General features: G+C 49.5%; 19 protein-coding genes, 1 tRNA gene and 1 pseudogene. 16 read left to right on the top strand and 5 right to left on the bottom strand.

Annotated elements, in window-relative coordinates; all coding sequences use genetic code 11:
• Positions 1-89: 89 nt before the first annotated feature.
• A complete protein-coding gene (gene topA, locus EHW56_RS00160) occupies positions 90-2,720 on the top strand; it encodes a type I DNA topoisomerase (protein WP_077577951.1) in 2,631 nt (876 codons plus the stop codon).
• Positions 2,721-2,864: 144 nt separating this feature from the next.
• The gene (locus EHW56_RS00165) at positions 2,865-3,788 is read left to right on the top strand and encodes a TIGR01212 family radical SAM protein (protein ID WP_152799837.1); all 924 of its coding nucleotides are present in this window, start codon (positions 2,865-2,867) and stop codon (positions 3,786-3,788) included.
• Here the strand turns inward: EHW56_RS00165 and EHW56_RS00170 are convergent.
• Positions 3,775-6,903, bottom strand: coding sequence for an efflux RND transporter permease subunit (locus EHW56_RS00170; RefSeq protein ID WP_152799839.1), 3,129 nt, complete (start codon positions 6,901-6,903; stop codon positions 3,775-3,777). The two genes, EHW56_RS00165 and EHW56_RS00170, sit on opposite strands and share 14 nt — an antisense overlap.
• Complete coding sequence (locus EHW56_RS00175) at positions 6,896-8,041, bottom strand: efflux RND transporter periplasmic adaptor subunit (protein WP_152796739.1); 1,146 nt, start codon at positions 8,039-8,041, stop codon at positions 6,896-6,898. Before EHW56_RS00175 ends, EHW56_RS00170 begins: the two co-directional genes overlap by 8 nt.
• Positions 8,042-8,844: 803 nt before the next feature.
• On the opposite strand from EHW56_RS00175, the gene EHW56_RS00180 reads away from it, so the two are divergent.
• The 6 genes from EHW56_RS00180 (at position 8,845) to EHW56_RS00205 (ending at position 13,889) form a co-directional block, all read left to right on the top strand.
• Positions 8,845-10,218, top strand: coding sequence for a multidrug transporter (locus EHW56_RS00180; protein WP_152799841.1), 1,374 nt, complete (start codon positions 8,845-8,847; stop codon positions 10,216-10,218).
• Between the two features lie 272 nt (positions 10,219-10,490).
• Positions 10,491-10,844, top strand: coding sequence for a DUF805 domain-containing protein (locus EHW56_RS00185; RefSeq protein ID WP_046073416.1), 354 nt, complete (start codon positions 10,491-10,493; stop codon positions 10,842-10,844).
• 122 nt (positions 10,845-10,966) lie between these two features.
• Complete coding sequence (locus EHW56_RS00190; protein ID WP_152799843.1) at positions 10,967-11,485, top strand: GrpB family protein; 519 nt, start codon at positions 10,967-10,969, stop codon at positions 11,483-11,485.
• A gap of 164 nt (positions 11,486-11,649) precedes the next feature.
• A tRNA-Leu gene (locus tag EHW56_RS00195) sits at positions 11,650-11,736 on the top strand.
• Between the two features lie 210 nt (positions 11,737-11,946).
• Positions 11,947-12,825 (top strand): LysR family transcriptional regulator, encoded by an 879-nt coding sequence (locus tag EHW56_RS00200; protein WP_069590163.1) that lies wholly within the window; start codon positions 11,947-11,949, stop codon positions 12,823-12,825.
• 137 nt (positions 12,826-12,962) lie between these two features.
• Positions 12,963-13,889 carry a YeiH family protein gene (locus tag EHW56_RS00205; RefSeq protein WP_152799844.1) on the top strand — a complete coding sequence of 309 codons (927 nt, stop codon included), beginning with the start codon at positions 12,963-12,965 and terminating at the stop codon, positions 13,887-13,889.
• A gap of 20 nt (positions 13,890-13,909) precedes the next feature.
• Here the strand turns inward: EHW56_RS00205 and EHW56_RS15260 are convergent, their stop codons facing one another.
• Positions 13,910-14,056, bottom strand: a complete 147-nt coding sequence (locus tag EHW56_RS15260; RefSeq protein WP_155522538.1) for a hypothetical protein — start codon at positions 14,054-14,056, stop codon at positions 13,910-13,912.
• A 270-nt stretch (positions 14,057-14,326) separates the two neighbouring features.
• Here EHW56_RS15260 and EHW56_RS00210 point away from each other — a divergent pair.
• Positions 14,327-14,959 (top strand): annotated as a pseudogene (locus EHW56_RS00210) (cation transporter); the annotation flags it as partial.
• A 321-nt stretch (positions 14,960-15,280) separates the two neighbouring features.
• On the top strand, positions 15,281-15,727 hold the full coding sequence (locus EHW56_RS00215) for a GNAT family N-acetyltransferase (protein ID WP_152796729.1): 447 nt from the start codon (positions 15,281-15,283) through the stop codon (positions 15,725-15,727).
• A 162-nt stretch (positions 15,728-15,889) separates the two neighbouring features.
• Here EHW56_RS00215 and EHW56_RS00220 read toward each other — a convergent pair whose 3' ends face one another.
• Positions 15,890-16,396, bottom strand: coding sequence for an SCP2 domain-containing protein (locus EHW56_RS00220; protein ID WP_172970042.1), 507 nt, complete (start codon positions 16,394-16,396; stop codon positions 15,890-15,892).
• Positions 16,397-16,615: 219 nt separating this feature from the next.
• Here EHW56_RS00220 and EHW56_RS00225 point away from each other — a divergent pair, with 219 nt between their 5' ends.
• From EHW56_RS00225 to EHW56_RS00250, 6 genes are read left to right on the top strand one after another with little or no spacing between them, the layout of a single operon-like run.
• Entirely contained in the window at positions 16,616-17,611 is a 996-nt protein-coding gene (locus EHW56_RS00225; RefSeq protein ID WP_152799846.1) for a peptidase U32 family protein, read from the top strand.
• Positions 17,612-17,620: 9 nt separating this feature from the next.
• The gene (locus EHW56_RS00230; protein ID WP_077638968.1) at positions 17,621-18,496 is read left to right on the top strand and encodes a U32 family peptidase; all 876 of its coding nucleotides are present in this window, start codon (positions 17,621-17,623) and stop codon (positions 18,494-18,496) included.
• A gap of 46 nt (positions 18,497-18,542) precedes the next feature.
• Entirely contained in the window at positions 18,543-19,871 is a 1,329-nt protein-coding gene (locus tag EHW56_RS00235) for an anaerobic C4-dicarboxylate transporter (protein ID WP_152799848.1), read from the top strand.
• A 28-nt stretch (positions 19,872-19,899) separates the two neighbouring features.
• The gene (locus tag EHW56_RS00240; RefSeq protein ID WP_077638970.1) at positions 19,900-20,391 is read left to right on the top strand and encodes a GNAT family N-acetyltransferase; all 492 of its coding nucleotides are present in this window, start codon (positions 19,900-19,902) and stop codon (positions 20,389-20,391) included.
• The gene (locus tag EHW56_RS00245; protein WP_152799850.1) at positions 20,388-20,786 is read left to right on the top strand and encodes a VOC family protein; all 399 of its coding nucleotides are present in this window, start codon (positions 20,388-20,390) and stop codon (positions 20,784-20,786) included. Before EHW56_RS00240 ends, EHW56_RS00245 begins: the two co-directional genes overlap by 4 nt.
• 60 nt (positions 20,787-20,846) lie before the next feature.
• Positions 20,847-21,236 (top strand): hypothetical protein, encoded by a 390-nt coding sequence (locus tag EHW56_RS00250; RefSeq protein WP_152799852.1) that lies wholly within the window; start codon positions 20,847-20,849, stop codon positions 21,234-21,236.
• A gap of 119 nt (positions 21,237-21,355) precedes the next feature.
• Here the strand turns inward: EHW56_RS00250 and EHW56_RS00255 are convergent, their stop codons facing one another.
• A complete protein-coding gene (locus EHW56_RS00255; RefSeq protein WP_046073402.1) occupies positions 21,356-22,273 on the bottom strand; it encodes a hypothetical protein in 918 nt (305 codons plus the stop codon).
• Between the last annotated feature and the right edge of the window lie 206 nt (positions 22,274-22,479).

Consider the following 22,479-nt stretch of genomic DNA (forward strand, 5'->3'; position numbering starts at 1 on the left):
ATTGTAAACAGATAGCGGCACTCCGGCATGGAAGTGCAACGCAACGAATTTTCGACAGTTTTAGCGCAAAGGGCGTCAATTAGGTCATTATGGGCAAATCTCTCGTCATCGTGGAGTCCCCAGCAAAGGCGAAAACGATCAATAAATATCTCGGCAAAGACTTCGTGGTGAAGTCGAGTGTCGGGCATGTTCGTGACTTGCCAACTGGAGCGACGCAAGGCGGTAAAAAGGCCGCACCTGTGTCCACGAAAGGGCTCAGCGCCGAAGAAAAAGCGCGAATTAAAAAAGAAAAAGAACAGAAGGCGCTCATCAACAAGATGGGCGTTGATCCTTACAATGGCTGGCAAGCAAAATACCAAGTGTTGCCCGGTAAGGAAAAAGTCGTCGCCGAGCTTAAGTCACTGGCTGAGAAAGCCGACAACGTTTATCTCGCAACGGATTTGGACCGCGAAGGGGAGGCCATTGCTTGGCACCTGCGCGAACTCATCGGTGGTGATAACGACCGCTTCAAACGCGTGGTCTTTAATGAGATCACCAAAAATGCGATCACACAGGCGTTTGACGCACCGGGTGATGTCAATATCGACGGTGTCAACGCACAGCAAGCACGTCGTTTTCTCGACCGTGTGGTGGGCTTTATGGTCTCGCCGTTGCTGTGGAAAAAAGTGGCGCGAGGCTTGTCGGCCGGTCGTGTGCAGTCGGTCGCGGTAAAGCTGCTTGTTGAACGTGAGCATCAGATAAAAGCTTTTATTCCCGAAGAATTTTGGGATGTGCACGCCGACACGCTCACACCGAAAGAGCAGGCGCTGCGACTGCTCGTGGCGCAACAAAATGGCAAAGCCTTTAAGCCGAAAAATAAAGATGAGGCAATGGCGGCGGTGTCGGCGCTTGAGCACGCCAGCTTTGTGGTGCGTGATCGCGAAGATCGCCCCTCAACGAGTAAGCCCTCGGCGCCTTATATCACCTCAACATTGCAGCAGGCGGCAAGCACGCGTCTCGGCTTTGGGGTGAAGAAAACCATGATGTTGGCGCAACGCTTGTATGAAGCCGGCTATATCACTTACATGCGTACCGACTCGACCAACCTCAGCAAAGAAGCGGTTGAAGCGGCTCGTGGCCATATTGCCAGCGAATACGGTGAGAAGTACTTACCAGCGTCGGCGAACGTGTATGGTGCCAAAGCCAATGCCCAAGAAGCGCACGAGGCCATCCGGCCTTCTGATGTGGGTGTCAATGCCAGTGATTTGCAGGGGATGGACCCAGATGCGCATCGTTTGTACGACTTGATTTGGCGCCAGTTTGTGGCCTGCCAAATGGTACCGGCAAAATATGACTCGACGACCTTGACGGTCGATGCGAGCGATTACACCTTGAAAGCAAAAGGGCGCACACTGCGCTTTGACGGTTGGACTCGGGTACAGCGGCCTTCAGGTAAAAATGAAGACCAAACCTTGCCAGCGGTTGAGGTGGGTGAATCACTGACACTCGACAAGCTTGATCCGAAACAACACTTTACTAAGCCACCCGCCCGTTATACCGAAGCGGCCTTGGTCAAAGAGTTAGAAAAAGCGGGCATTGGTCGTCCATCGACGTACGCGTCTATTATTTCCACGATACAAGACCGCGGTTATGTGCGAGTTGAAAACCGTCGCTTCTATGCTGAGAAAATGGGCGAGATTGTCACTGATCGTCTCAACCAAAGCTTTGCCGATTTGATGGACTATGACTTTACCGCTCGTATGGAAGCGTCGCTCGATAAAATTGCCGAAGGTGAAGCCGACTGGAAAGCGGTGCTTGATGATTTCTTTGCGGATTTCACCGCTGAGTTAGGCCAAGCCGAGCAGGATGAAGACGAAGGTGGAATGAAACCCAACAACATGGTGATGACAGATATCGACTGTCCAACCTGTGGGCGTAAAATGGGGATTCGTACCGCATCGACTGGCGTGTTCCTCGGTTGTTCGGGCTACGCATTACCCCCGAAAGAGCGGTGTAAAACCACCATCAACTTGATGGACGAAGATGGTATTGTCAATGTGCTCGAAGAGGACGTTGAAACCGCTGATCTTCGGGCGATGAAGCGTTGTCCGATTTGTGAAACGGCAATGGACTCTTACCTCATTGATCAGCATCGCAAGTTGCACGTGTGTGGTAATAATCCGAGCTGCGAAGGCTATGTGGTTGAAAAAGGGGAGTTCAAACCCAAAGGCTACGATGGGCCTGTGGTAGAGTGCGACAAATGTGGTAGCGACATGGTGCTGAAAAATGGCCGTTTCGGTAAATACATGGGTTGCACCAACGAGGAATGTAAGAACACGCGTAAGATCCTCAAAAATGGGGACGTTGCGCCACCGAAAGAAGATCCGGTGCACTTCCCAGAGTTGCCATGTGAAAACTCGGATGCCTATTTCGTGTTACGTGATGGTGCCTCTGGCCTATTTATGGCCGCGAGTAATTTCCCCAAATCCCGCGAGACACGTGCGCCGCTGGTGGAGGAGCTTCATCGCTTCAAAGACCGCATTTCGGACAAGTTCAAATACCTTGCCGATGCGCCGCAGGAAGATCCCGATGGACGTCCTACTGTGGTTCGTTTTGCACGTAAAACCAAAGAGAATTACGTGCGTAGCGAGGAAGATGGCAAGCCAACGGGCTGGTCAGCCTTCTTTGTTGACGGTCAGTGGGAAGTCACTGATAAACGCAAGAAGAAAGCCAAAGCCTAATGGGCGTATCACGCCAATGATTTAAACCCGCCGCCAAGGCGGGTTTGTTGTTTTAGGGCAAGCACGCCTTTGCTTGATCCGTCCCAATATCTCTTCGATAACAGTTGTTAAAATCTCGCCTTTGTCTTTTTCCGCTGAGGCGTTATGGAGCTGCATCAACTCGTTAATACACTAGGCCAAGATTTAAAACACCGTTATGGCGAACGTGTCCATAAGCTGACGCTACATGGTGGTTTTAGTTGCCCCAATCGTGATGGCACGCTCGGGCGGGGCGGTTGCACCTTTTGCAATGTCGCATCCTTTTCTGATGAAACCGCGCAGCACCAATCCGTTAGCCACCAGTTGCACCAACGTGCGAAAGAGGTAGACCGAGCACGTCGTTATCTGGCGTATTTTCAAGCTTATACCAGTACTTATGACGAGGTTGCGCGGTTAAAGGCCTTGTACGAGCAAGCATTAGCGCGTGAAAACATGGTCGGGCTGTGTGTCGGTACACGGCCAGATTGTGTGCCCAGCCAGGTTTTGACGCTGTTGGCGGGTTATCGTCAACAAGGATTTGAAGTGTGGTTAGAGCTTGGTTTACAAACGGGTCATGATAAGACGTTGAAACGCATTAACCGTGGCCATGATGTGGCGGTTTACGAGCGAATCACTCAACAAGCCCGTGCAATGGGTATTAAAGTATGCACGCATTTGATTGTTGGTCTGCCCGGAGAGGGCACCACCGATCATCAAACAACGATTGACCGGGTCGTGAGCACAGGCACCGATGGGATTAAACTGCACCCGCTACATATTGTCGAGGGTAGCACCATGGCGAAAGCGTGGCGTGCAGGGCGTCAAAGCGAAATCACATTAGAAGACTACGTCGACAGCGCCAGTATGATGATCCAGCGAACGCCTCCTGAGGTGGTGTATCATCGCGTGTCTGCGAGTGCACGTCCACCGACGTTACTGGCCCCTTCATGGTGCGAGAATCGCTGGCTAGCGATGACCGCCATCGCTAACCAGCTGGACAAACACGGTGCACAAGGGGCTGCGATCGGCACCTCTTTTATCGCGCGTTAGGCTCTGATTGTGACGAGGAAAGGCCGGGAGTGAGCCGGCGCAGAAGCTGTCCAATATCTTGCAGCATCAGATATAAACAGGGCACCAGAAACAGCGTTAGCAAGGTGGCAAACATCACCGCAAAGCCAAGTGCGACGGCCATTGGGATCACAAATCTTGCTTGCAGGCTGGTTTCAAACATGATGGGCAACACCCCCGCAAAGGTGGTGATAGACGTCAGTGTGATGGCCCGAAAGCGGGCACAGCCTGCGTCGATCACTGCTTTTTTGATCGCAACCCCCGCATGACGCGATCGATTAATATAATCCGTCATCACCAGCGCATCGTTGACCACTACGCCTGCGGCGGCAATCAAACCAAAGGTCGACATCATACTTAAATCAATATCAAACCAATAATGTCCCCAAATAGCCCCCGTTAAGCTAAAAGGGATCACAGACATGATAATCAGTGGTTGCGTATAGCTTTTTAAGGGCACGGCCAATAACGCATAGACCACAATCATCCCGGCAACAAAGAAAAGCTTTTGTTCATCTTGCTGTGCTTGTTGTTCTTCAATCGAACCACTGAGTTCACTAGTGACATCCGGATAATCGGCCAATACCTCTGGTATGACGGATTGTTGAATGGTTTCGACTACTTCATTGGGTTCGACTAACTCTTCATCAATCGCGCCATAGACATAAACCGTTCTAAATCCTGCTTCGCGGCGCAGGCTACTTACACCGGGTTGTTGCTCCAGTTTCACCACATCGCCCAACATGACTTGTTGACCGGTGGGGGTGGTGATCACGGCATAACGCAGTGATGAAAATGCCTCCCGCGTTAATTTGGGGTAACGCACCATGACTTTTATTTCTTCACCGTCACGGATTAGGCGTTGGGCTTCCCCGCCATAGAAACTCCCTCCTACCTGTTGAGCAATGGTGGTGAGATCCAGCCCCAGATCATGAGCCACGGGCGTGAGGGAAATGAGCACTTCCTGACTGCCTGAATCGATGGATGAGGACACATCGAAAAGACCCGCTTGCTGGTTAAGGCGCGACATTAAAGCACGTCCGGCCGCATTGAGTGTGTCGATGTTGGGCCCAAAGAGGAGAAAGCCAAACTCATCACCTTGTTCTCCACCATTCACGTCATCTTGAATGGTGAGTTTTTTAACTCCTGGGATCTCCGGCATCGCCTCACGCCAGCGCCGCGACAATTCGAAGGTGGTAAAGGGGCGCAATGTATCATCGACTAAAGGGATCACCAGTTGTCCTGAAGTTCGCCCTTCATTAAATACGAGCGTGTCTTGAACCATGGCTTGGCCCGTCTCGGCTTCTGTGGCGTTATCGACGCGGTAGACCATGCCTTCAATGGCTTTGAGTGCGGCAATGGTTTGCTCACTCGAGGCGTTATTGTTCATCTCAAGGCGAATATTGGGAAAATCATGCGGGACTTTGGGCGTCGGCACCATACGCACGTGGCTGGCAACCACCAACGAAATACTGATAGCTAATAAGGCAACAAACAATGCGAAAGCCGACCAGCGCCAACGTACCGCGAAGGTGACGGCGCGGCGGTATGGTCCATTGACGAAGCGATGGAATTGCCGATTAAAACGCTGGCGGAAGCTATTTGATTTGGGCGTGGAAAAGTGGGTGTGCGCCAAGTGAGCGGGCAAAATAAGCTTCGACTCTACCAAGCTAAAGATGAGACACAAGATGACGATTGACGCGATGCCAAAGAAAAAGGCGCGTTCAGGGCCGCTCGACATGATAAAAGGTGCAAAAACGGCAATGGTGGTGAGCACGCCAAACGTGGCAGGGGTGGCAACACGCTGCGCCCCGGCGACAACGTTATTGACGCCGCCACCTTTGTGCTCCACTTCGGTATAAACACTTTCGCCGATAACGATCGCGTCATCGACGACAATCCCCAACACCATAATGAACGCAAACAGTGAAACGATGTTAATGCTGACCCCAATCACTGGCATTAGCATGACCGCGCCAAGAAAGCATACGGGCAAACCGATAAGCACCCAGAGGGCAAGTTTAAAGCGCAAAAACAATGTCAGCAGTAGCGCAACCAATACCGCTCCTTGTAATAAGTTTTTCAGCATCATATCAAGGCGGGCATTAAGGTAGTGTGTCATGTCGACCACCGATTTGAGTGCCAGCCCGGCGGGCAATGCTGCGTTTTTGTCTTGTATGTAGTCTTTGACGGCGTCGGCAACGGTCACCATATTTTCGCTAGCGGTTGCATTCACCGAGAGAAAAATTGCGTTCTGCCCCGAGTACTTAAAGTAACGCTCGCCTTCGGTAAACCCGTCTTTGATGGTGGCAATATCCTGCAGCAATAATCGACTGCCATTGGGGCCGATTTTAATTGGGATCTGGCGAAACTCATCACCGCGATAACGCTGGTTCTCGACGCGAATTGCAATCATACCGCTGTCGGTACGTACTTCACCGGCAGAGAAGTTGGCGGAATAGCGGGCAATGGCGTCACTCACCTGATTAAGCGTGAGGTTATACTTGCGCAGAATACGGGGGGCTACCTCGATGGCAATCTCGTAGGTAGGGGCACTGAGCTCCACCAAGGTGACGTCCTTGAGTTGGAGGAGTTCGTCTTCAATGTCCTGTGCCGCGCGTTTTAGCTCAGTGAGCGGCTTATTGCCTACCACTGCCATTTGAATGACGGTTTGGCGAAACTCCACTTGCGCGACATTAAGCGGTTCCATCGACGCGGGGAGATTAGAGAGGGCATCGACCTCTTGCTTTACGCGGTCCAGGACGAGATTGAGATCTTCCCCAACATCCACTTCGATTTCTACTTGACCAAATCCGCGCCGCGCGGTTGAAACCACCGATTCGATCCCGGTGACATCTTTAATGGCTTCCTCCACTTTAACTAAGATGCTCTCCTCTACCTCTTGGGGGGAGGCGCCGGGATAGTCAGCGGTAATATGAATGTAGTTAATCTCGATGTTAGGGAACATCTGTCGCTGAATGAAAAAGTAACTGGCAACCCCCATGATGAGTACAAACACCATGATCAGGTTTGCAGCAACCGGGTTGTGGGCAAAATAGGCAATGAGCCCACGCGTTGGCGTGTCAGCATTACTCATTTTCACCCTCCGGCGATACCTGCGATGCCACGCGAACCGTCATGCCAGGCTCGGGGAATTCAGGCAGCGTGGTAACCACTTGGTCATCATCGCTTAAGCCTTGGTCAGCGTAGATATACTGGCCTTCCGTTCTCACCACGCGCAGTGTACGCGGGGTGAGTTTTCCTGCTTGATCGACGACCCAAACTTGGCGATTGTTCATCAAGGATTGCGGAAGCTTAAAGACGTTCTCCAACGTTGCCCCTTTGAAAGTCGCCTCGATATAACTGCCAAAGGGTAGGGCAGGTTTAGCCGATTGGGTGCCGTAAGGATCATCAAGGCGCACTACAACTCGCATCATGCGGGTGCTTTGCTCCACGATGCCTAGATCGCGCACGAGTCGTGCTTGGCGTTGAGTCGGTTTGCTGCCGTTGCGGGTAAGCTGAACCTCGATCCCCGCTAATGGTGTGGGGAGAAAGAGTGTGTCGAAGCCAGCAATAGGCAAATGCACTTCCGCAGCCTCGATGCTATTAAGTACCCCCACCGGGCTTCCTGCGTTAATGTACTGCCCAACCCCGACGTCTCGCGACACGACGAGCGCATCGTAAGGGGCGGTCACTTGGCAGTTTTCTAAGTCGCGTTGTGCGCGCTTTAATGCCGCTTGTGCCGATTTTACGCGGGCTTTTGCACTGAGTACTTGTGGCTTGCGTAAGTAGAGATCGGTGACTTGTGAGGATGGAAGGCTTTTGGCCTGACGTTTTGCCACCGCCGCCTGGGCTTGTTCTTCTATCAAGGACGCTTTTGCACTGGCAAGGTCGGCTTCGGCGCTCAGTACCGCGGCTTGATAGTTATCAGGCTCAATTGAAAACAGCACATCACCACGTTTAACAATGCCGCCAGCAACGAAATTTGGATGCCATGCGACCACTTCACCGGACACTTGGGCAGAAAGCTGTGTGGTCTCTACAGGGGTGACTTCACCGTGCGCCCGTAAAACTACTTGATGTTGAGTTGGGTGAACAACGCGTGTCTCAACAATCGGTGGGAGCGGGGACGCAGCATTTTCTTGAGTAGCTGTCTCTGTTGCCGCGATGGCGGTATAGCCAAGATAGCCAAGACCGAGAATAACAAGAGGTAAAAACCAACGTAGTCCTTTCATTGATGCCGGGATCCTTTTTCGCCATGGCGTGGTGGTGTGTTGCGCTATGGGGGGCGCTTAACGCTTCATTGACTAATTTATCACGCGAATCTGTTGATTGAATGACAGGTCAACCTAACTTTTGATGCGCATCAGTTTTTCTATAACGGCGAGTACGCCTCAATATGCAACAGCGATCGTTGTGCGGTGATGCAAAAAGCCCTCAATCGCGAGACAAGGCTTTGTCGCGGGGGAATACCGATGACGTAAACACAGTTGTAGTCGTGGTTATTTTTCATAATAAAATTACATAAACCCTAAATTCTATGCATTCTTTTGCCGTTTTTGACGATAATAAAATTTATTTTACGTAAAAAAATACCCTCCTCTATCCATTTTCTTCTCGTTAATTTTGTAAGAAAAATAAGGTTGGCGACTTTTGCCGTTTTTGACGTGATTTTCTATCCATTTTTTATGATATTTATTTCATATTATTTGCATGAAAGTACTTGCCTGCGGGGACTGTGACTTTTGGGTTTTTATTTAAGGTGTTGTTTTTAAGGGTTTTTGTTTTTTTAGTGGATAAGATCTATGTCATAAAACGGTCAAAAACATGCTCTAGTTCATATTATTCGCATTAAAAATTAAGTCGTGATTGATATTTTTCTTTGCGTAATTAGTCTGAAGGTGTGGTTACACGAAATGTGTAAGCAGCGGGGGAAAGCTGAAATACGTTTCTCAGCTTTCAAATCGGTTTTGCACTCGATAAAACTTAATAAATCAACGAGGCAAAGCCCGTATCTTGCAGATAGCAGGAGTCTTTCATGAATAAAATGTTTAGCGTATCGACATTAGCTGCAGCTGTTTTTAGTGCGGTGGTGGCGGCGCCAGCAATGTCACAAACATTATCCTCAGAGACATCACCTTTTTTTACTGAATCTACCTTAAGTGGGAATCTCAATTTTTGGATGCGATCCCGTGACCGCGCAGGGACAGATGCCAACGGCAACGATACGGCCAAAGAAACCAACCTTGACCATGGCTCTATCTACGCAAATCTTGCCTTTAACTCAGGCTATGCTGCGGAAGTGGTTGGACTTGATTTGATGGCCTTTAGTACCTTTGATATGTGGCAAAACGGTAGCCCGGACCACGAAATGAACTTTTGGGGCGTGAATAACCCCTTTGATAAAGAGCCAGATGATAGCGAATGCACGGGCGCATGGGACGAAGAATGTACGGACAATGGTGTCTCTCTGGCTACTGCGGCGGCTAAGTTTAAATTTGGCGAAAACGTAACGGCGAAGCTGGGTTATTTTCAGCCTTCAGTACCAAGCACGATTGGTATTAACTGGTCGTTTGCGCCGGGCACTCATGTGGGTGGGGAGTTAGGTCTGAGTGTCGATAATCTTGATCTGGGCCTTGTGGTCTCCGAGCGCTATAAAGCGCCTTGGTTTAAAGAAACCTATGAATTTCAAACGACCGATGGTGAAGACGCTGGTACCGCCTATTCGTTAGGGGCGCGGTATACATTGGATAATGATGTTTCTATCGATGCGGCTTATGGGGCTTTAAGTGACGGTGACCGTTGGAATGCCCATCTCAAAGTCAAAGGCACCACTGAGGGTGGCGTGTATTGGTCGCCGCAACTTTATGTGGTCGATGATGATGAGCAATATGATAGCACGGCATTCCAGCTAGCTATGCTTACCAGTATGTCATCAGGGCAGTATTCATATCGAGCAGAAGCCACCTATACCGAAGCCGACTCCGGCGATCCTGCCAAGGTGCAAAACTTAGCGTATCGTTTGACGAGTCAATATGGTGGCTCGAACGGTACCTATGACATTTGGTGGAATAACCGTTCGGACTTTAACCACGATGAAGAACTGGCGGTATTTGGGTCGTTATCGCGTGATTTCTCGGATATTGGTGCAAAAGGCTTTAGTGCAGGCTTTAACGGCGCTTATGGCTTTGGCTCATCCGCCAAGGGATACGATGATCTAAAAGAATACTCTTATAGCCTGTTTGCGAATTACGCCATTCAAACGGGTGCACTTAAAGATGCGAAAGTAAGCTTCTACTTCACGCAGTACTTTAACGATACCGATGCGCCGAGCTGGAAAGGGTATACCAATCTATTCCAAGACGAAGATGACTTTAAGTTAACCTTAGCGATTCCTTTTTCCATTAAATAAGGTCTTTTTTGATACTGTCTTTTAGCTGAGCCTAGCGCTCAGCTTTTTTTTATCTGCTTTGCAATCAAATCACATAAGGTGGCCAGCGCATTTTGGTGAGCAACACTGGTTTGGGTAAATCGCGCTCTGGGGTACAAATGCAGTCAATCAGTGATAAGCTTCTCAAGCTGATGATAAAGCGGTCGGATGTCTTATCACTGAAATAGTACTGACTCGATAGTCCGTTCTATGATACGTGCGAACACTTCTTTCAACTAAAAATAGGGTTACGTATGGAATGGTATTTAAAAGTGCTGCGCAATTATGTCACTTTTTCAGGGCGCGCCCATCGTCGAGAGTATTGGATGTTCTTTCTGGTTAACTTTTGCATCTCCTTGGCGCTAAATATTGTCGCTGAAGCGACGGGGCTGGTGTTGCTGAGCATTGTGTACTCATTGGCGGTACTACTGCCAACCTTAGCCGTTACATCAAGGCGCTTGCATGACACTGGACGTTCTGCATGGTGGCTGCTGATTTCATTCATTCCTATTATCGGGATGATTGCGCTGCTAGTGCTTTGTGCATTGGAAGGGGATCAAAATAACAATCAATACGGTTCTAACCCTAAGCTTGCGGAAGGCGTCTAGTAAGGTGGTGTGATTTGTTTGCATGGGAACTGCTGGTACGATAGCCAACTAACTTGAGTCAATGTGTCGCTCATGCCGACTCACTCGTGTTTACCAGCATTCTTTTTTACCTTAGGTGCCACATGATCACACTCGAGCCCTACCAATTAGTTGACGCCAGTTTCTCTCCTTGGCGTCCTATTTACTTAGACGTTGCCCAAGCCCTGTCTGACCATATCTCGACACCTCCTATTGAGGTACTGCATTTTGGTTCAACATCAGCCAAAGTCGGTGGCAAAGGGATCATTGATTTATCTATTCTTTATTTCCCAGGAGAGCGAGAAAACGCGATTACCCATCTTTACGCGCTAGGCTTTCAAGATCAGCACAGTAAGCAGCCGTTTCCCGAACACCGCCCTCGTAAAGACGCCTCTGTAACCTATCAAGGTGAGCGGTTTTTGATTCATGCTCACGTGATTGAAAAAGACAGTGATGAGCATCATCGCCAAATGGCGTACAAACAGTATTTGCTCGATAACCCTAGTGTACGCATTGAATATGAAAACAAAAAGCGCGCCATACTCGCTCAAGGTGTGCGTGATCAAGATGCCTATGTCAAGCAAAAAGCTCCTTTTGTAAAGGGGGTTTTGGCGGAACTTTAAAGGCGCATGTGCAGCATGATTCACCTCTATCGTTCTGCCTGCTTTTCAACCACTTGAGTCAAAAAGAATAAAAGGGCTATTGACCTCGGGTTAAATTTCATTAAAGTACACCTTCGTTCGCAGCGCAGTCTGCGGACCATGGTGCTACCACGCATATCTGCGTTGCCCTGGTGGTGGAATTGGTAGACACAAGGGATTTAAAATCCCTCGGCGTTCGCGCTGTGCCGGTTCAAGTCCGGCCCGGGGCACCATAGCACTCTCGTTATCCCTATCTATCTTCTATCACAAATAAACGATTCTTATTCTGTCTAGCCTCAAGCACAGAGAGCTTAGCGTCTTCTGATATGCAATAAGTCGCTACGAATAATTGCATAATCGCCGATAGTTTAAGCATGCTGACAAGCGGTAATAGCGCTTTGTGTCTTTGCCGCGCTCCGGTAGGATAGCGTGAGGAGGGCGGCATGAATCTAACCCAAATTGATGCGTTTTGTGCAGTCGCAGAGACTGGCTCAGTGTCTGAAGCTGCACGTCAGCTGGATGTGAATCGTTCACGATTGAGTATGGCGATTAAAGCGCTCGAGCAATCACTTAACGCTGAATTGTTCTATCGCACCGGTAACCGTCTGACACTGTCGGAAATCGGCAAAGCCGTTTACAAAGATTTCGAGAGTATATCGGTCACCGCGGCCCGCATTCGTCGTACGTGCGAGCAAGCGAACGCGGGCTTTAATGCCGAAGTGTGGATCGCGCGTGATGATGCGATCCCCGATCAGCTTTGGCAGGACTGGGCGCATCAGCTCAATAAGCGCTTTACGGCGACGTCCTTCAACCTAGTCTTGGCCTCGAGCGGTGATTTGGCCAATTTGGTTGAAACCCAACAAGTCGACTTTGCGTTTGGCGTGGACTACGAGCGCATTGACGATCCGCGCATCAACTATCAGCCGTTGGGTAAAATTCGCATGATGTCGGTGTGCAACAGCGAGCACCCGTTGAGTCGACTGCGTCGGGTCAGTGATGATCAACTGCGTAATGCCATGCAAGCGGTAATGGTCTATCTCAATGAAAAAGACAATCCCGAGCTACAGCCTTTCTCACGCCGTTATATTGGCTTTTCGAGCTTTGAATATATGCTCAATACCATCTTACAAGAAGAAGCGTGGGGCGTGTTGCCTGAGCCGCTGATCCGGCAATACTTACGAGAACAGCGCTTAGCGGTGATCAAACACACCTATGGCTTAACCCAAGAAGACTACTGCCTATTCACCGCCTCAGGGATGGCCGAGCATCCTGGGATCCAATGGCTGAGTGATAGCATTACCAATTACTTGTTTGATTTCTAAATGTGCGCCTCGATGATTGTTTTTCAATGCCTTGCAATACATGTTAAGCAAAACTTAACCTAGGTTAAAAAGTTTAAGATTTTCTGAACAATCACTGAGCGCTACAATGTTGTCACTGAATTTCACCGAGCATCATTATGACCGCATACACGCGTTATCTTCCTTTTTCATTGGCTGTGTTAGCCTGTTTAACCCCTTGGGTGAGCTCGCCGATTGCATTGGTATTGGGTTTTTTGCTGACCTCCCTAGGCTGGGTGCCAAGTGCAATTCCGCTCACGAAAATCACCAAAAAGTTACTGGCTTATTCGATTGTGGGTCTGGGGTTTGGTATCCCGCTGCACGAGGCGCTCGCCGTGACAGGCGATGGGATAGGGCTGATTATTGCCACCATTGCAGGCACGCTGATTTTTGGCACATTACTGGGCAAACTTATGGGGCTGGATAAAAAGACGGGTCACCTGATTGCCTCAGGCACTGCCATTTGTGGCGGCAGTGCAATCGCAGCTGTCTCGCCCGCTATCAATGCGGATGATAAACAAATTGGTCTCGCGTTAGGCACGGTGTTTGTGTTGAATTCATTGGCGCTGTTTGTGTTTCCTATGGTTGGGCATGCGCTGGGCTTAGATCAGCACACGTTTGGAACCTGGGCGGCGATCGCGATTCATGATACATCATCGGTGGTGGGCGCGGCGTCCGCTTATGGTGAGCAAGCACTAACCACTGCGACCACCCTCAAACTTGCGCGCGCATTATGGATTGTGCCAGTGGCGTTTGTCAGCGCACTCATGTTTCGCAGCCACGCTAAAAAAATCACGATCCCTTACTTTATCGTTTTTTATTGTCTAGCGATTGGTATCAGTGATGTCTTTGTCCAAGCGCAACCCATCTATGAGGTGATTTTCGCCATCTCAAAGCAAGTATTAGTGGTGTGTTTATTCTTAATCGGCTGCAGTATTTCTGTCACCCAGCTACGCACGGCAGGCCCCAAACCCTTATTGTTTGGTGTCGCGCTGTGGGTGATTATCTCCTGTACATCGCTTGCTTGGCTGCTGCTAGCGGCCTAGCCTCCGTCGTTGCCTCAGGTTCACTCATGCGGCGTGTCCTGAGGCAAACGTAATACCGCGACCAACAGAAACGCACTGAGTGCCGCACCAAACTGCCACCATCCTGTGCTGGTTATCGCGAGGAAAAGCTGCAAGCTAATTGCCGCGAGTAACACGCCTTTTCTCATCTTCTTAGTCCATAAAGAATCTAAATTTAGATTTAGTATGCGTAAAAGTTATATGCAAGCAAAATGCGATTTAGCGCTATCTCATAACTAAAATTTGTTTAGAACACTCACTGTCAGAAATATTGACAGTTATTTTTATGCATAAACTATTGAAATAAAACGCCTTTAATTTTTCCCGCAGCAGGGTGGTGAAAATGTCAGCAAGTTCGTGTTTGTAAAGCGGCGCAGTAGCACCAAGAATATGTGCGTGTTTTCTACTTTTGGTGTTTTATGTCTTCTCAAAACGTGATCAATGAAAAGTCAGTATTAGTGTTTTCGGCCCTTCTCGCATTGGGGTTTGCCATCGCCGGCCTTGCCGTTGGATGGATTGCTGGCTCTTTAGTGATTATGTTCGACGGTATCTACTCGTTGATTAGTCTAGTGTTAACTTTGTTGTCACTGGGCGCGTCGTGGTATATCCACTCGCGTTACGCAAGGCCGATCACACGTGCGCTGCTGACACCGCTTGTTGTCGCCATTAAAGGCGCCGTGATTATGCTATTGGTGAGTTATTCTCTGTATGAAGCGGTCTCCTCCTTGGTCGAAGGCGGACGTGCGGTTAACCCGTCATTGGCGGTGCTGTTTGGTATTGTCAACGTGGTGGGTTGTGGTTACGGATGGTGGATGATTGCACGCAAAAACCAAGCAGGGCAAAGCCAGTTGGTGGAGGCGGAATCGCGCCAGTGGCAAATGGATACCTTGTTAAGTCTGGCGGTCACCTTAGGCTTTTTAGGTGCTTGGTTAGTGGCGCATTCACCTTGGTCGGATTATGCGGTTTATGCAGATCCTATGATGATGGTATTGATGTCGTTCTACTTCATCAAAGTACCATTTATCATGGTGCGTAACGCGTTAAAAGAGCTCGCGCCTGTTACAGTAAAGTGGTATCGCACCCGCTCAATAGCGTAATAAGAACACGACACAATACGGACTTAGCCAAACGATCCTATATCCGTGCAGGGATCGGCATATACTGAGGCGGCGTTTAGCCGCCTTATTTATATTACCTTATGCACTATAACTTTTTATGTTGGTGTTTATATCAACACAAATACTGTAGGCGATTTCAACGTAGTGTGAAGAAATATATTTTGCTCTCTATGCTCGTCTGTTGAGGTGTTGGCAGCAGAACGTCGTGATGGCGCTTACACTGAAAAGTAACCATAGCGCTGCGGTAGAGAAAGAATGTTGCATATAGCGAAAGCGGAGTTAAATGATCTAGACGCCCTCACCGTGTTATTCGGCCAATACCAGCGCTGGCTCGCGATTCGTCCGCCGCTCAGTCAAACAAGGGCGTTTACCGAGCAACGGTTGTGTGAGCAAGACACGTGCATACTGACCGCTTCTCGCCAATCCTCCATGGTGGGATTTGTCCACCTAACGCCTTTGTATTCGCTCGCGAGGGCGCGCCGTGGCTTAATTATTAACGATTTGTACGTGCAGCCAGACTCACGGCGACAAGGTATCGCACGGGCATTAGTCTCGCACGCTCTCAAGGAGGCTCGTGCCCGCCAAGCCGCTTGCTTACTGCTACAAACCCATCAGAGCAACCATGCCGCTCATCATCTTTTTGAATCTTTTGGTTTTATTTGCGACGTTAGCCAGTACTATTTTCTGGACGTAACCGATTAACGGGTTACGAAAGGCGTAGCGAATGGCGTACGATGTTGATACCCAGACGGTCTCACTCACGCAACCTTGGTTGGCGGGTGAGCACGCTGGGCAATGAGCTTGGATTAGTAAGCCACGCCAATCCGTTGGCGATGGTGTGTGCCTTATCGAATAACTAAGCCTCTACAACGCGAGTTTAGTGAGGTAGTGATGGCTTAACGTCAGTGAGCGTGCCAGTGGTTTGGGTAGGGTATCGATTTCGAGGCTATCAAGCAGGTTTTTCACATGCAGCCCAAGTTCGGTATCACCACTTATACTGAGTTGGCGCTGGAAAAACAGCGTATCCGGATCGCAATAGTGAGTCGCCATTTTCAAAAACGCTAACCAATCTCCCTCGATACTGGCGTCTTCCTCCCCAGACAAGCGCACCAATAATTGGTTGTCTTCGTTCAGCGACACGAACCAATTGGCGTTGAGATCGCGCAAGCCAATGCGAATGGTACGGCCAGCAAGAAAGTCGAACTCGTCCTCTGCCAGCGGCACCGCAAAAGCGGTATTCATGACTTTGGTCAGCACCTGAGCTTGCAGCCCATGTGGTAACTGAGTGATGGCTTTTAGCCCTGGTGTAATCAGAGCTGGCTGAGGCAGTGGCAGGGCAAGGGGTTGTTGGGTGATTGGGTTTACGAGCATTTGGCTTTCCTTTGGTGCCAATGGTTGAATGCCACTAGAGTAGCGAGGTTGAATGCTCCGCCATTGGATCCGAGTCAAAAATGAGAGGAGTTTTTGTGCCAACAGCGTCATTTATCGCGATTTTTATCATCATGGAGAAGTGAGCTTGATACACATCAACCCCCCACATTGGCAACGCCCTTATCTTAGCCGGACAATCATAAAATGGAATGCAATGTTATGGAGCTCCTTTGTCCGGCGGGCAATATTCCGGCGGTTAAAAAAGCGATCGAACATGGCGCCGATGCGGTGTATGTCGGCTTAAAAGATGACACCAATGCGCGCCATTTTGCGGGGCTGAACTTTACCGACAGCAAATTGCAGCGTGCCAGTCAGTATGTACATGACCACGGCAAAGACTTGCACGTTGCCATTAATACCTTTGCCCATCCTGATGGTTGGCGTCGCTGGCAATATGCGATTGATAGCGCCGCCGGTAATGGTGCCGATGCGCTGATCCTTGCCGATATGGCCTGTTTAGATTACGCCGCCAGTACCTACCCCGATTTGGATATACACCTTTCTGTTCAAGCATCCGCCACTAACGCTGGGGCGATCCGCTTTTATCAGCAGCAATATGGCGTTAAGCGAGCAGTATTGCCGCGGGTGCTGTCTATTCATCAGGTTAAACAACTAGCACGCGATACCGATGTCGACTTAGAGGTATTTGCCTTTGGCAGCTTGTGCATTATGGCCGAAGGGCGCTGCTATTTATCGTCTTATCTTACCGGCCAATCGCCCAATACCGTGGGCGCTTGCTCACCGGCGGCATTCGTGCGCTGGCAAGATACTGAGCAAGGGCTGGAGTCGCGCTTAAACGGGGTCTTGATTGATCGGTACCAAGCTGATGAAAAAGCGGGGTATCCCACCCTTTGCAAAGGTCGTTTTTGTGTCGACGGTAATCGCTATCACGCACTGGAAGAACCCACCAGTTTGAACACCTTAAGTGTCCTGCCTGAGCTTTATCGCGCCGGGATCAAATCGGTCAAAATCGAAGGTCGTCAGCGCAGCCCGGCGTATGTGGAGCAAGTTGCACGGGTATGGCGTCAAGCGATTGATCGCTGTATCGCAAACCCCGAGGCGTTTGATATTGCGCCGGATTGGGCGCACTCGCTCGATAGTCTTTCTGAAGGGGTGCAAACCAGTTTGGGTGCTTACCATCGCAAGTGGCAATAAGGAATTATGATGCAATTTTCTCTCGGGCCGATCCTGTATTACTGGCCCAAGTCTGAGGTTGAAGCCTTTTATCAAGCAGCGGCTGATAGCCAAGCCGATGTGATCTATCTCGGTGAAACTGTCTGTGCCAAGCGGCGAGAGCTGAAAACCAAAGACTGGATCGGGCTTGCACGTGAGCTGGCCGAGTCTGGTAAACAAGTGGTGCTCTCGACCATGGCGCTGATTGAAGCGCCCTCAGAGCTGAGCATGCTAAAACGCTACTGTGACAATGATGATATTCGCATTGAAGCGAATGACGTGAGCGCGGTGCAGTTTTTAAGTGAGCGTCGGCAGCCCTTTGTGGTGGGGGCCGCCATCAATTGCTATAACCCGCAAACATTAAAGCAATTTGTTGACCTTGGCATGACGCGCTGGGTGATGCCGGTGGAACTTTCGCGCGACTGGCTGGTGAATATGTTAAACGGCTGCGATGCACTGGGTATTCGCGACCGGTTTGAGGTGGAGGTGACTGGCTATGGTTACTTACCACTGGCTTATTCAGCACGCTGTTTTACCGCGCGCTCAGAAAACCGCGCCAAAGATGACTGCGAACTGTGCTGTATCAACTATCCCAATGGGCGGTTAACGGAATCCCAAGAGGGTCAGGCCGTATTTGTGCTGAACGGCATTCAAACCCAGTCCGGGCAGTGCACCAATCTCATTAACGATTTACCGTCGATGCAAGGGCTGGTGGATGTGGTGCGGTTAAGTCCACTGTCGCTTGACACCTTGCACTGGGTAGACAAATTCCGTGCTAACCAAGCAGGCAATAACCCGCAACCGCTCAACCACGATTGCAACGGCTATTGGCACCACTTGGCAGGCATGACACAAGTTCTAGGCTAAACGCATAACAAAAACAGCCTGCGTAGTCGGGTAGAGAGGTGAGGGTATGTTGTATTTAGAGTTCTTGTTCTTACTGCTAATGCTGTATATCGGCTCCCGATACGGGGGCATTGGGCTGGGCGTGGTCTCAGGGATTGGCTTGGTCATTGAAGTGTTTATCTTCCAGATGCCGCCAACGTCACCGCCTGTGACCGTGATGCTGATTATTCTTGCGGTCGTCACCTGTGCCTCTATTTTGGAAGCGGCAGGTGGCCTTAAGTATATGCTGCAAGTGGCCGAGCGATTATTGCGTAAAAATCCAAAACGCGTCACCTTGATTGCGCCGTTTGTCACCTATGCCATGACCTTTATGCTTGGGACCGGTCACGCGGTGTATTCCATTATGCCGATTATCGGTGATGTCGCGCTGAAAAATGGTATTCGTCCGGAGCGCCCAATGGCGGCGGCGTCGGTTGCCTCTCAAATCGCGATTACAGCCTCGCCGATCTCTGCAGCCGTGGTCTATTACCTTGCCCAGCTTGCCGATATTCAACATGACATTACTTTAGTCTCGATTTTGTTGGTGACTATCCCCGCCACCTTGTTTGGTACCTTGCTGATGTCTCTGTACAGCTTGCGCCGTGGCAAAGAGCTGGATGACGATCCGGATTACCAAGCGCGCTTACAAGACCCCGAATGGCGTGAGCGAATCGAAAATACTACAGCGACCTCGTTAGATGAGGTATTACCCCATTCCGCGCGCAATGCGGTGTTATTGTTCATCAGTGCCATCGTTACCATTGTGATTATCGCGATGTGGCCAGAGATCCGCACAGTGGCAGGGGAGAGTAAGGCCATCAGCATGTCGGTGGTTATTCAAATGATGATGCTCTGCTTTGGCGGGATTATCTTACTGGCGACCAAAACAGATCCGCGTAATGTGCCGAATGGCGTGGTGTTTAAATCTGGGATGGTGGCGGCCATTGCTATCTTCGGGATTGCTTGGATGTCAGACACTTACTTCCAATACGCGATGCCGCAATTTAAGTCGGGAATTGTGGAGATGGTCACTCAATATCCGTGGTCTTTTGCACTTGCCTTGTTTATCGTGTCAGTGGTTGTTAATTCGCAAGCCGCGACCGCACGGATGATGTTGCCGGTGGGTCTTGGGTTAGGGCTCGATCCTGCGCTGCTTATCGGTATTATGCCGGCCGTGTATGGGTACTTCTTTATTCCCAACTATCCTTCAGATATTGCGACCGTGAATTTCGATGCATCCGGCACCACCAAAATTGGTAAATGGTATTTCAACCATTCATTTATGGCGGTCGGCTTAATTGGCGTGGTGAGCGCTTGTGCGCTCGGTTATGTATTAGGGCAGATTTTTATCGCCTAATACACAAAAGGATTTAAAGGACACAAGGATGCAAGTGAGATGTGCCTCGGTTGAGGACTTGGATGCCATCTTCGCCCTGAATGTACAAATTGGTGACATGCACCATCAACATGCGCCGCATCTGTTTGCAACGCCTGGCCCAAGCGGTCGGGCGTTTTTGCAGCAAGCGCTGCAAGAAGCGGATAAGTACTTTTGGGTGGCAGAGCATCAAAACAAAGTGATTGGCTTTTTGTCGGCAAGGCTGGAGTCGTTTGAACACATTCCTCATCTGGTCGACGATCCCATGTGTCATGTGAATACCATTGTGGTTGACCGTGATGCGCGAGGAACCGGTGCAGGTAAAGCGTTAATGGCGGCCTGTACCCAATGGGCGAAAGACAATCATGCCACTGTGATTAAACTAGAAGTGATGACGTTTAATCAGGATGCGCAGGCGTTTTACCATGCGCTGGGGTTTACCCCAGACTCTATCACCATGATGCAAACATTGAATTGCGAGCCGGAGGAGCCAGCACAATGATTGATAAAGACACCGTGATGCGGGTGGCACGACCCACCGACAATTTGGCCGACATTACCAACATGTATTGCGATGGGCTGGGGTTTGAGCTATTGGCGACGTTTTCTGGCCATAATGATTTTGATGGCGCCATTATTGGTCACCCACATCATAACTATCACCTTGAATTTACCCATCGTCGCGGCACCCATGTCGGTCCAGCACCGTCACAGGAAAACCTGTTGGTCTTTTACTTGCCGGATCACGCTGCATGGCAGACTGCGTGTCAACAAATTGAAGCCGCTGGGTTTAAACCTGTGCCGAGTTACAATAGCTATTGGGATAAAGACGGGCGTACCTTTGAAGATCTGGACGGTTATCGTGTGGTACTACAAAACCGTGAGTGGGCGTATTAAAAACTTAGCCTTGCCGTGTGTCTATCTAATTGACGTTTTTTGTGCGACAGAGTAAAAAACATGGAAGAACTTTTTAAAAAATATAATGCTGCATGGGATGCACTCAATCCACGTGCAATCGCCGATCTATATCGGCTTCCTTGTGCAATATCAGATTCAGATGGGGTAAATGTTTTTTGTGACAATCTTTCACTGACTAAAAAACTGACAAAAAATTGTGAAGATATGGCTAGCTTCGGATACCTAGAAGCAAAATTCAACATACTAAACCAGCACTCTTTGGATACTGATCAGGTCGCTGTCACTATTGGTTGGCGCATTAGAACGGCAAGCCAAGATATAGAATTTCGCGCTTTGTATATTTGCCATCAAATTGAAGAAAAGTGGTACGTATACAGTGCAAACGTCTACCGAGGAAGCTTTAATAACGCCTACACAACAGGCGATTAACACGTTTAGCTCGACGTAGTATGCTTGAACAGTAACATAGCGGTTTTTGATTGTACCGCTACGTCACTGCTTGTTAGTGGGCCAATACTCCCCCGTTGAATGAAGGGAGCAGAGGATGATTACTTAATCGCGTCCGCTTCTTGTTTTTGACGTGCGCGATGTGCCGGACCAAAGCAGAACTGAATTTGATCCGCGCTCGGTGAAGCGGGTGTTGTGGTGCCATCCAGCCAGTCATCCCAGCTTTTCACAAATTTATCGGCGAGCTTCTCCGCCGCACTTTCATTCCACAGCCCACCTTTAAAGGTCAGTTCCATCACATTCACAGTGATCTCAGTTTTGTACTGATCTTTAGGCGCACCTTTACCTGAGCTGTGACTGCGCTCCATCATCATAAAGGTTTGCTGAATACCGACGACAATGTCCGTCCCAGTCGCGTTCATGGTGTTTTGGACAAACAAGGTTTTGGTGTTTTGGGTATTCACTCGGCTAGTACACGCCTTGGCAAGGTTCACAATACTGTTTTTAATCAGCGGAACATCTTGCTCAGTGATCCCGTCATAGAGGCCAACGACTTTATCAATCAGAGAGTTGTAGTTCTCTTCTTCGTAATGCACCGTGGTGCGCTCTGATTGGGTGACATTAAAAAAGGGCACTTTAAGAATGGAGCTCACAAACTCCTGAAACCCTTCGGCATTCTTGTCATTATCTGGGTCCAGCGGATTCCAGCCGGTGCGGCTTTGAGCTAAGCCTAAAATGCTCGATACCGCATTACCGGTAGACTCGGTGAGCAAGCGAACAATTTCACTGTGATTGCCAGCGCTAATGGCATCATCCAATTTCTTACCTTGCGCTGATTCCGTTTGCGCATTTTTACCGGCACCGATGGTATTCTGACCAGATACTGAGCTGTCGCCATCGCGTGGTACCGCAAAGAGCGCGCTGTGCTGCAGTTGCTGTTGGTTAGAGACCAAACTTTGGTGGCTATTCAACCAAGTATCAAATTGAGATGTCAGGTTTTGTGCATCTGAAGCGTTCATAATTGTGTTCCTAATTGCGACAATGTGAATCGTGATTGAGTGAGCTTCAATCGCTTAGGGCAACAACAAAATTCTGCCTGCAAAACTAGGCTAGCTTGCTTTGTTTTATTTTCCATCAGTCGATGAAGACAATTCTCTGTGGGGGATGGAGTTTAATCGCTACACACTGAAATATAATGCCTTTTTCTTGACGTCGATTTGACGAA

This window comes from Salinivibrio sp. VGrn1 (assembly GCF_009377995.1).
Taxonomy (GTDB): domain Bacteria; phylum Pseudomonadota; class Gammaproteobacteria; order Enterobacterales; family Vibrionaceae; genus Salinivibrio; species Salinivibrio siamensis.

Bases quoted from the DNA above. Each gene is read 5' to 3' on its own strand.
- EHW56_RS00230 (WP_077638968.1), top strand. From the start codon at position 17,621: ATGCAATTTTCTCTCGGGCCGATCCTGTATTACTGGCCCAAGTCTGAG.
- topA (WP_077577951.1), top strand. From the start codon at position 90: ATGGGCAAATCTCTCGTCATCGTGGAGTCCCCAGCAAAGGCGAAAACG.
- EHW56_RS00245 (WP_152799850.1), top strand. From the start codon at position 20,388: ATGATTGATAAAGACACCGTGATGCGGGTGGCACGACCCACCGACAAT.
- EHW56_RS00235 (WP_152799848.1), top strand. From the start codon at position 18,543: ATGTTGTATTTAGAGTTCTTGTTCTTACTGCTAATGCTGTATATCGGC.
- EHW56_RS00220 (WP_172970042.1), bottom strand. From the start codon at position 16,396: ATGCTCGTAAACCCAATCACCCAACAACCCCTTGCCCTGCCACTGCCT.
- EHW56_RS00180 (WP_152799841.1), top strand. From the start codon at position 8,845: ATGAATAAAATGTTTAGCGTATCGACATTAGCTGCAGCTGTTTTTAGT.
- EHW56_RS00175 (WP_152796739.1), bottom strand. From the start codon at position 8,041: ATGAAAGGACTACGTTGGTTTTTACCTCTTGTTATTCTCGGTCTTGGC.
- EHW56_RS00170 (WP_152799839.1), bottom strand. From the start codon at position 6,903: ATGAGTAATGCTGACACGCCAACGCGTGGGCTCATTGCCTATTTTGCC.
- EHW56_RS00225 (WP_152799846.1), top strand. From the start codon at position 16,616: ATGGAGCTCCTTTGTCCGGCGGGCAATATTCCGGCGGTTAAAAAAGCG.
- EHW56_RS00185 (WP_046073416.1), top strand. From the start codon at position 10,491: ATGGAATGGTATTTAAAAGTGCTGCGCAATTATGTCACTTTTTCAGGG.
- EHW56_RS00255 (WP_046073402.1), bottom strand. From the start codon at position 22,273: ATGAACGCTTCAGATGCACAAAACCTGACATCTCAATTTGATACTTGG.
- EHW56_RS15260 (WP_155522538.1), bottom strand. From the start codon at position 14,056: ATGAGAAAAGGCGTGTTACTCGCGGCAATTAGCTTGCAGCTTTTCCTC.
- EHW56_RS00190 (WP_152799843.1), top strand. From the start codon at position 10,967: ATGATCACACTCGAGCCCTACCAATTAGTTGACGCCAGTTTCTCTCCT.
- EHW56_RS00205 (WP_152799844.1), top strand. From the start codon at position 12,963: ATGACCGCATACACGCGTTATCTTCCTTTTTCATTGGCTGTGTTAGCC.
- EHW56_RS00250 (WP_152799852.1), top strand. From the start codon at position 20,847: ATGGAAGAACTTTTTAAAAAATATAATGCTGCATGGGATGCACTCAAT.
- EHW56_RS00165 (WP_152799837.1), top strand. From the start codon at position 2,865: ATGGAGCTGCATCAACTCGTTAATACACTAGGCCAAGATTTAAAACAC.
- EHW56_RS00240 (WP_077638970.1), top strand. From the start codon at position 19,900: ATGCAAGTGAGATGTGCCTCGGTTGAGGACTTGGATGCCATCTTCGCC.
- EHW56_RS00200 (WP_069590163.1), top strand. From the start codon at position 11,947: ATGAATCTAACCCAAATTGATGCGTTTTGTGCAGTCGCAGAGACTGGC.
- EHW56_RS00215 (WP_152796729.1), top strand. From the start codon at position 15,281: ATGTTGCATATAGCGAAAGCGGAGTTAAATGATCTAGACGCCCTCACC.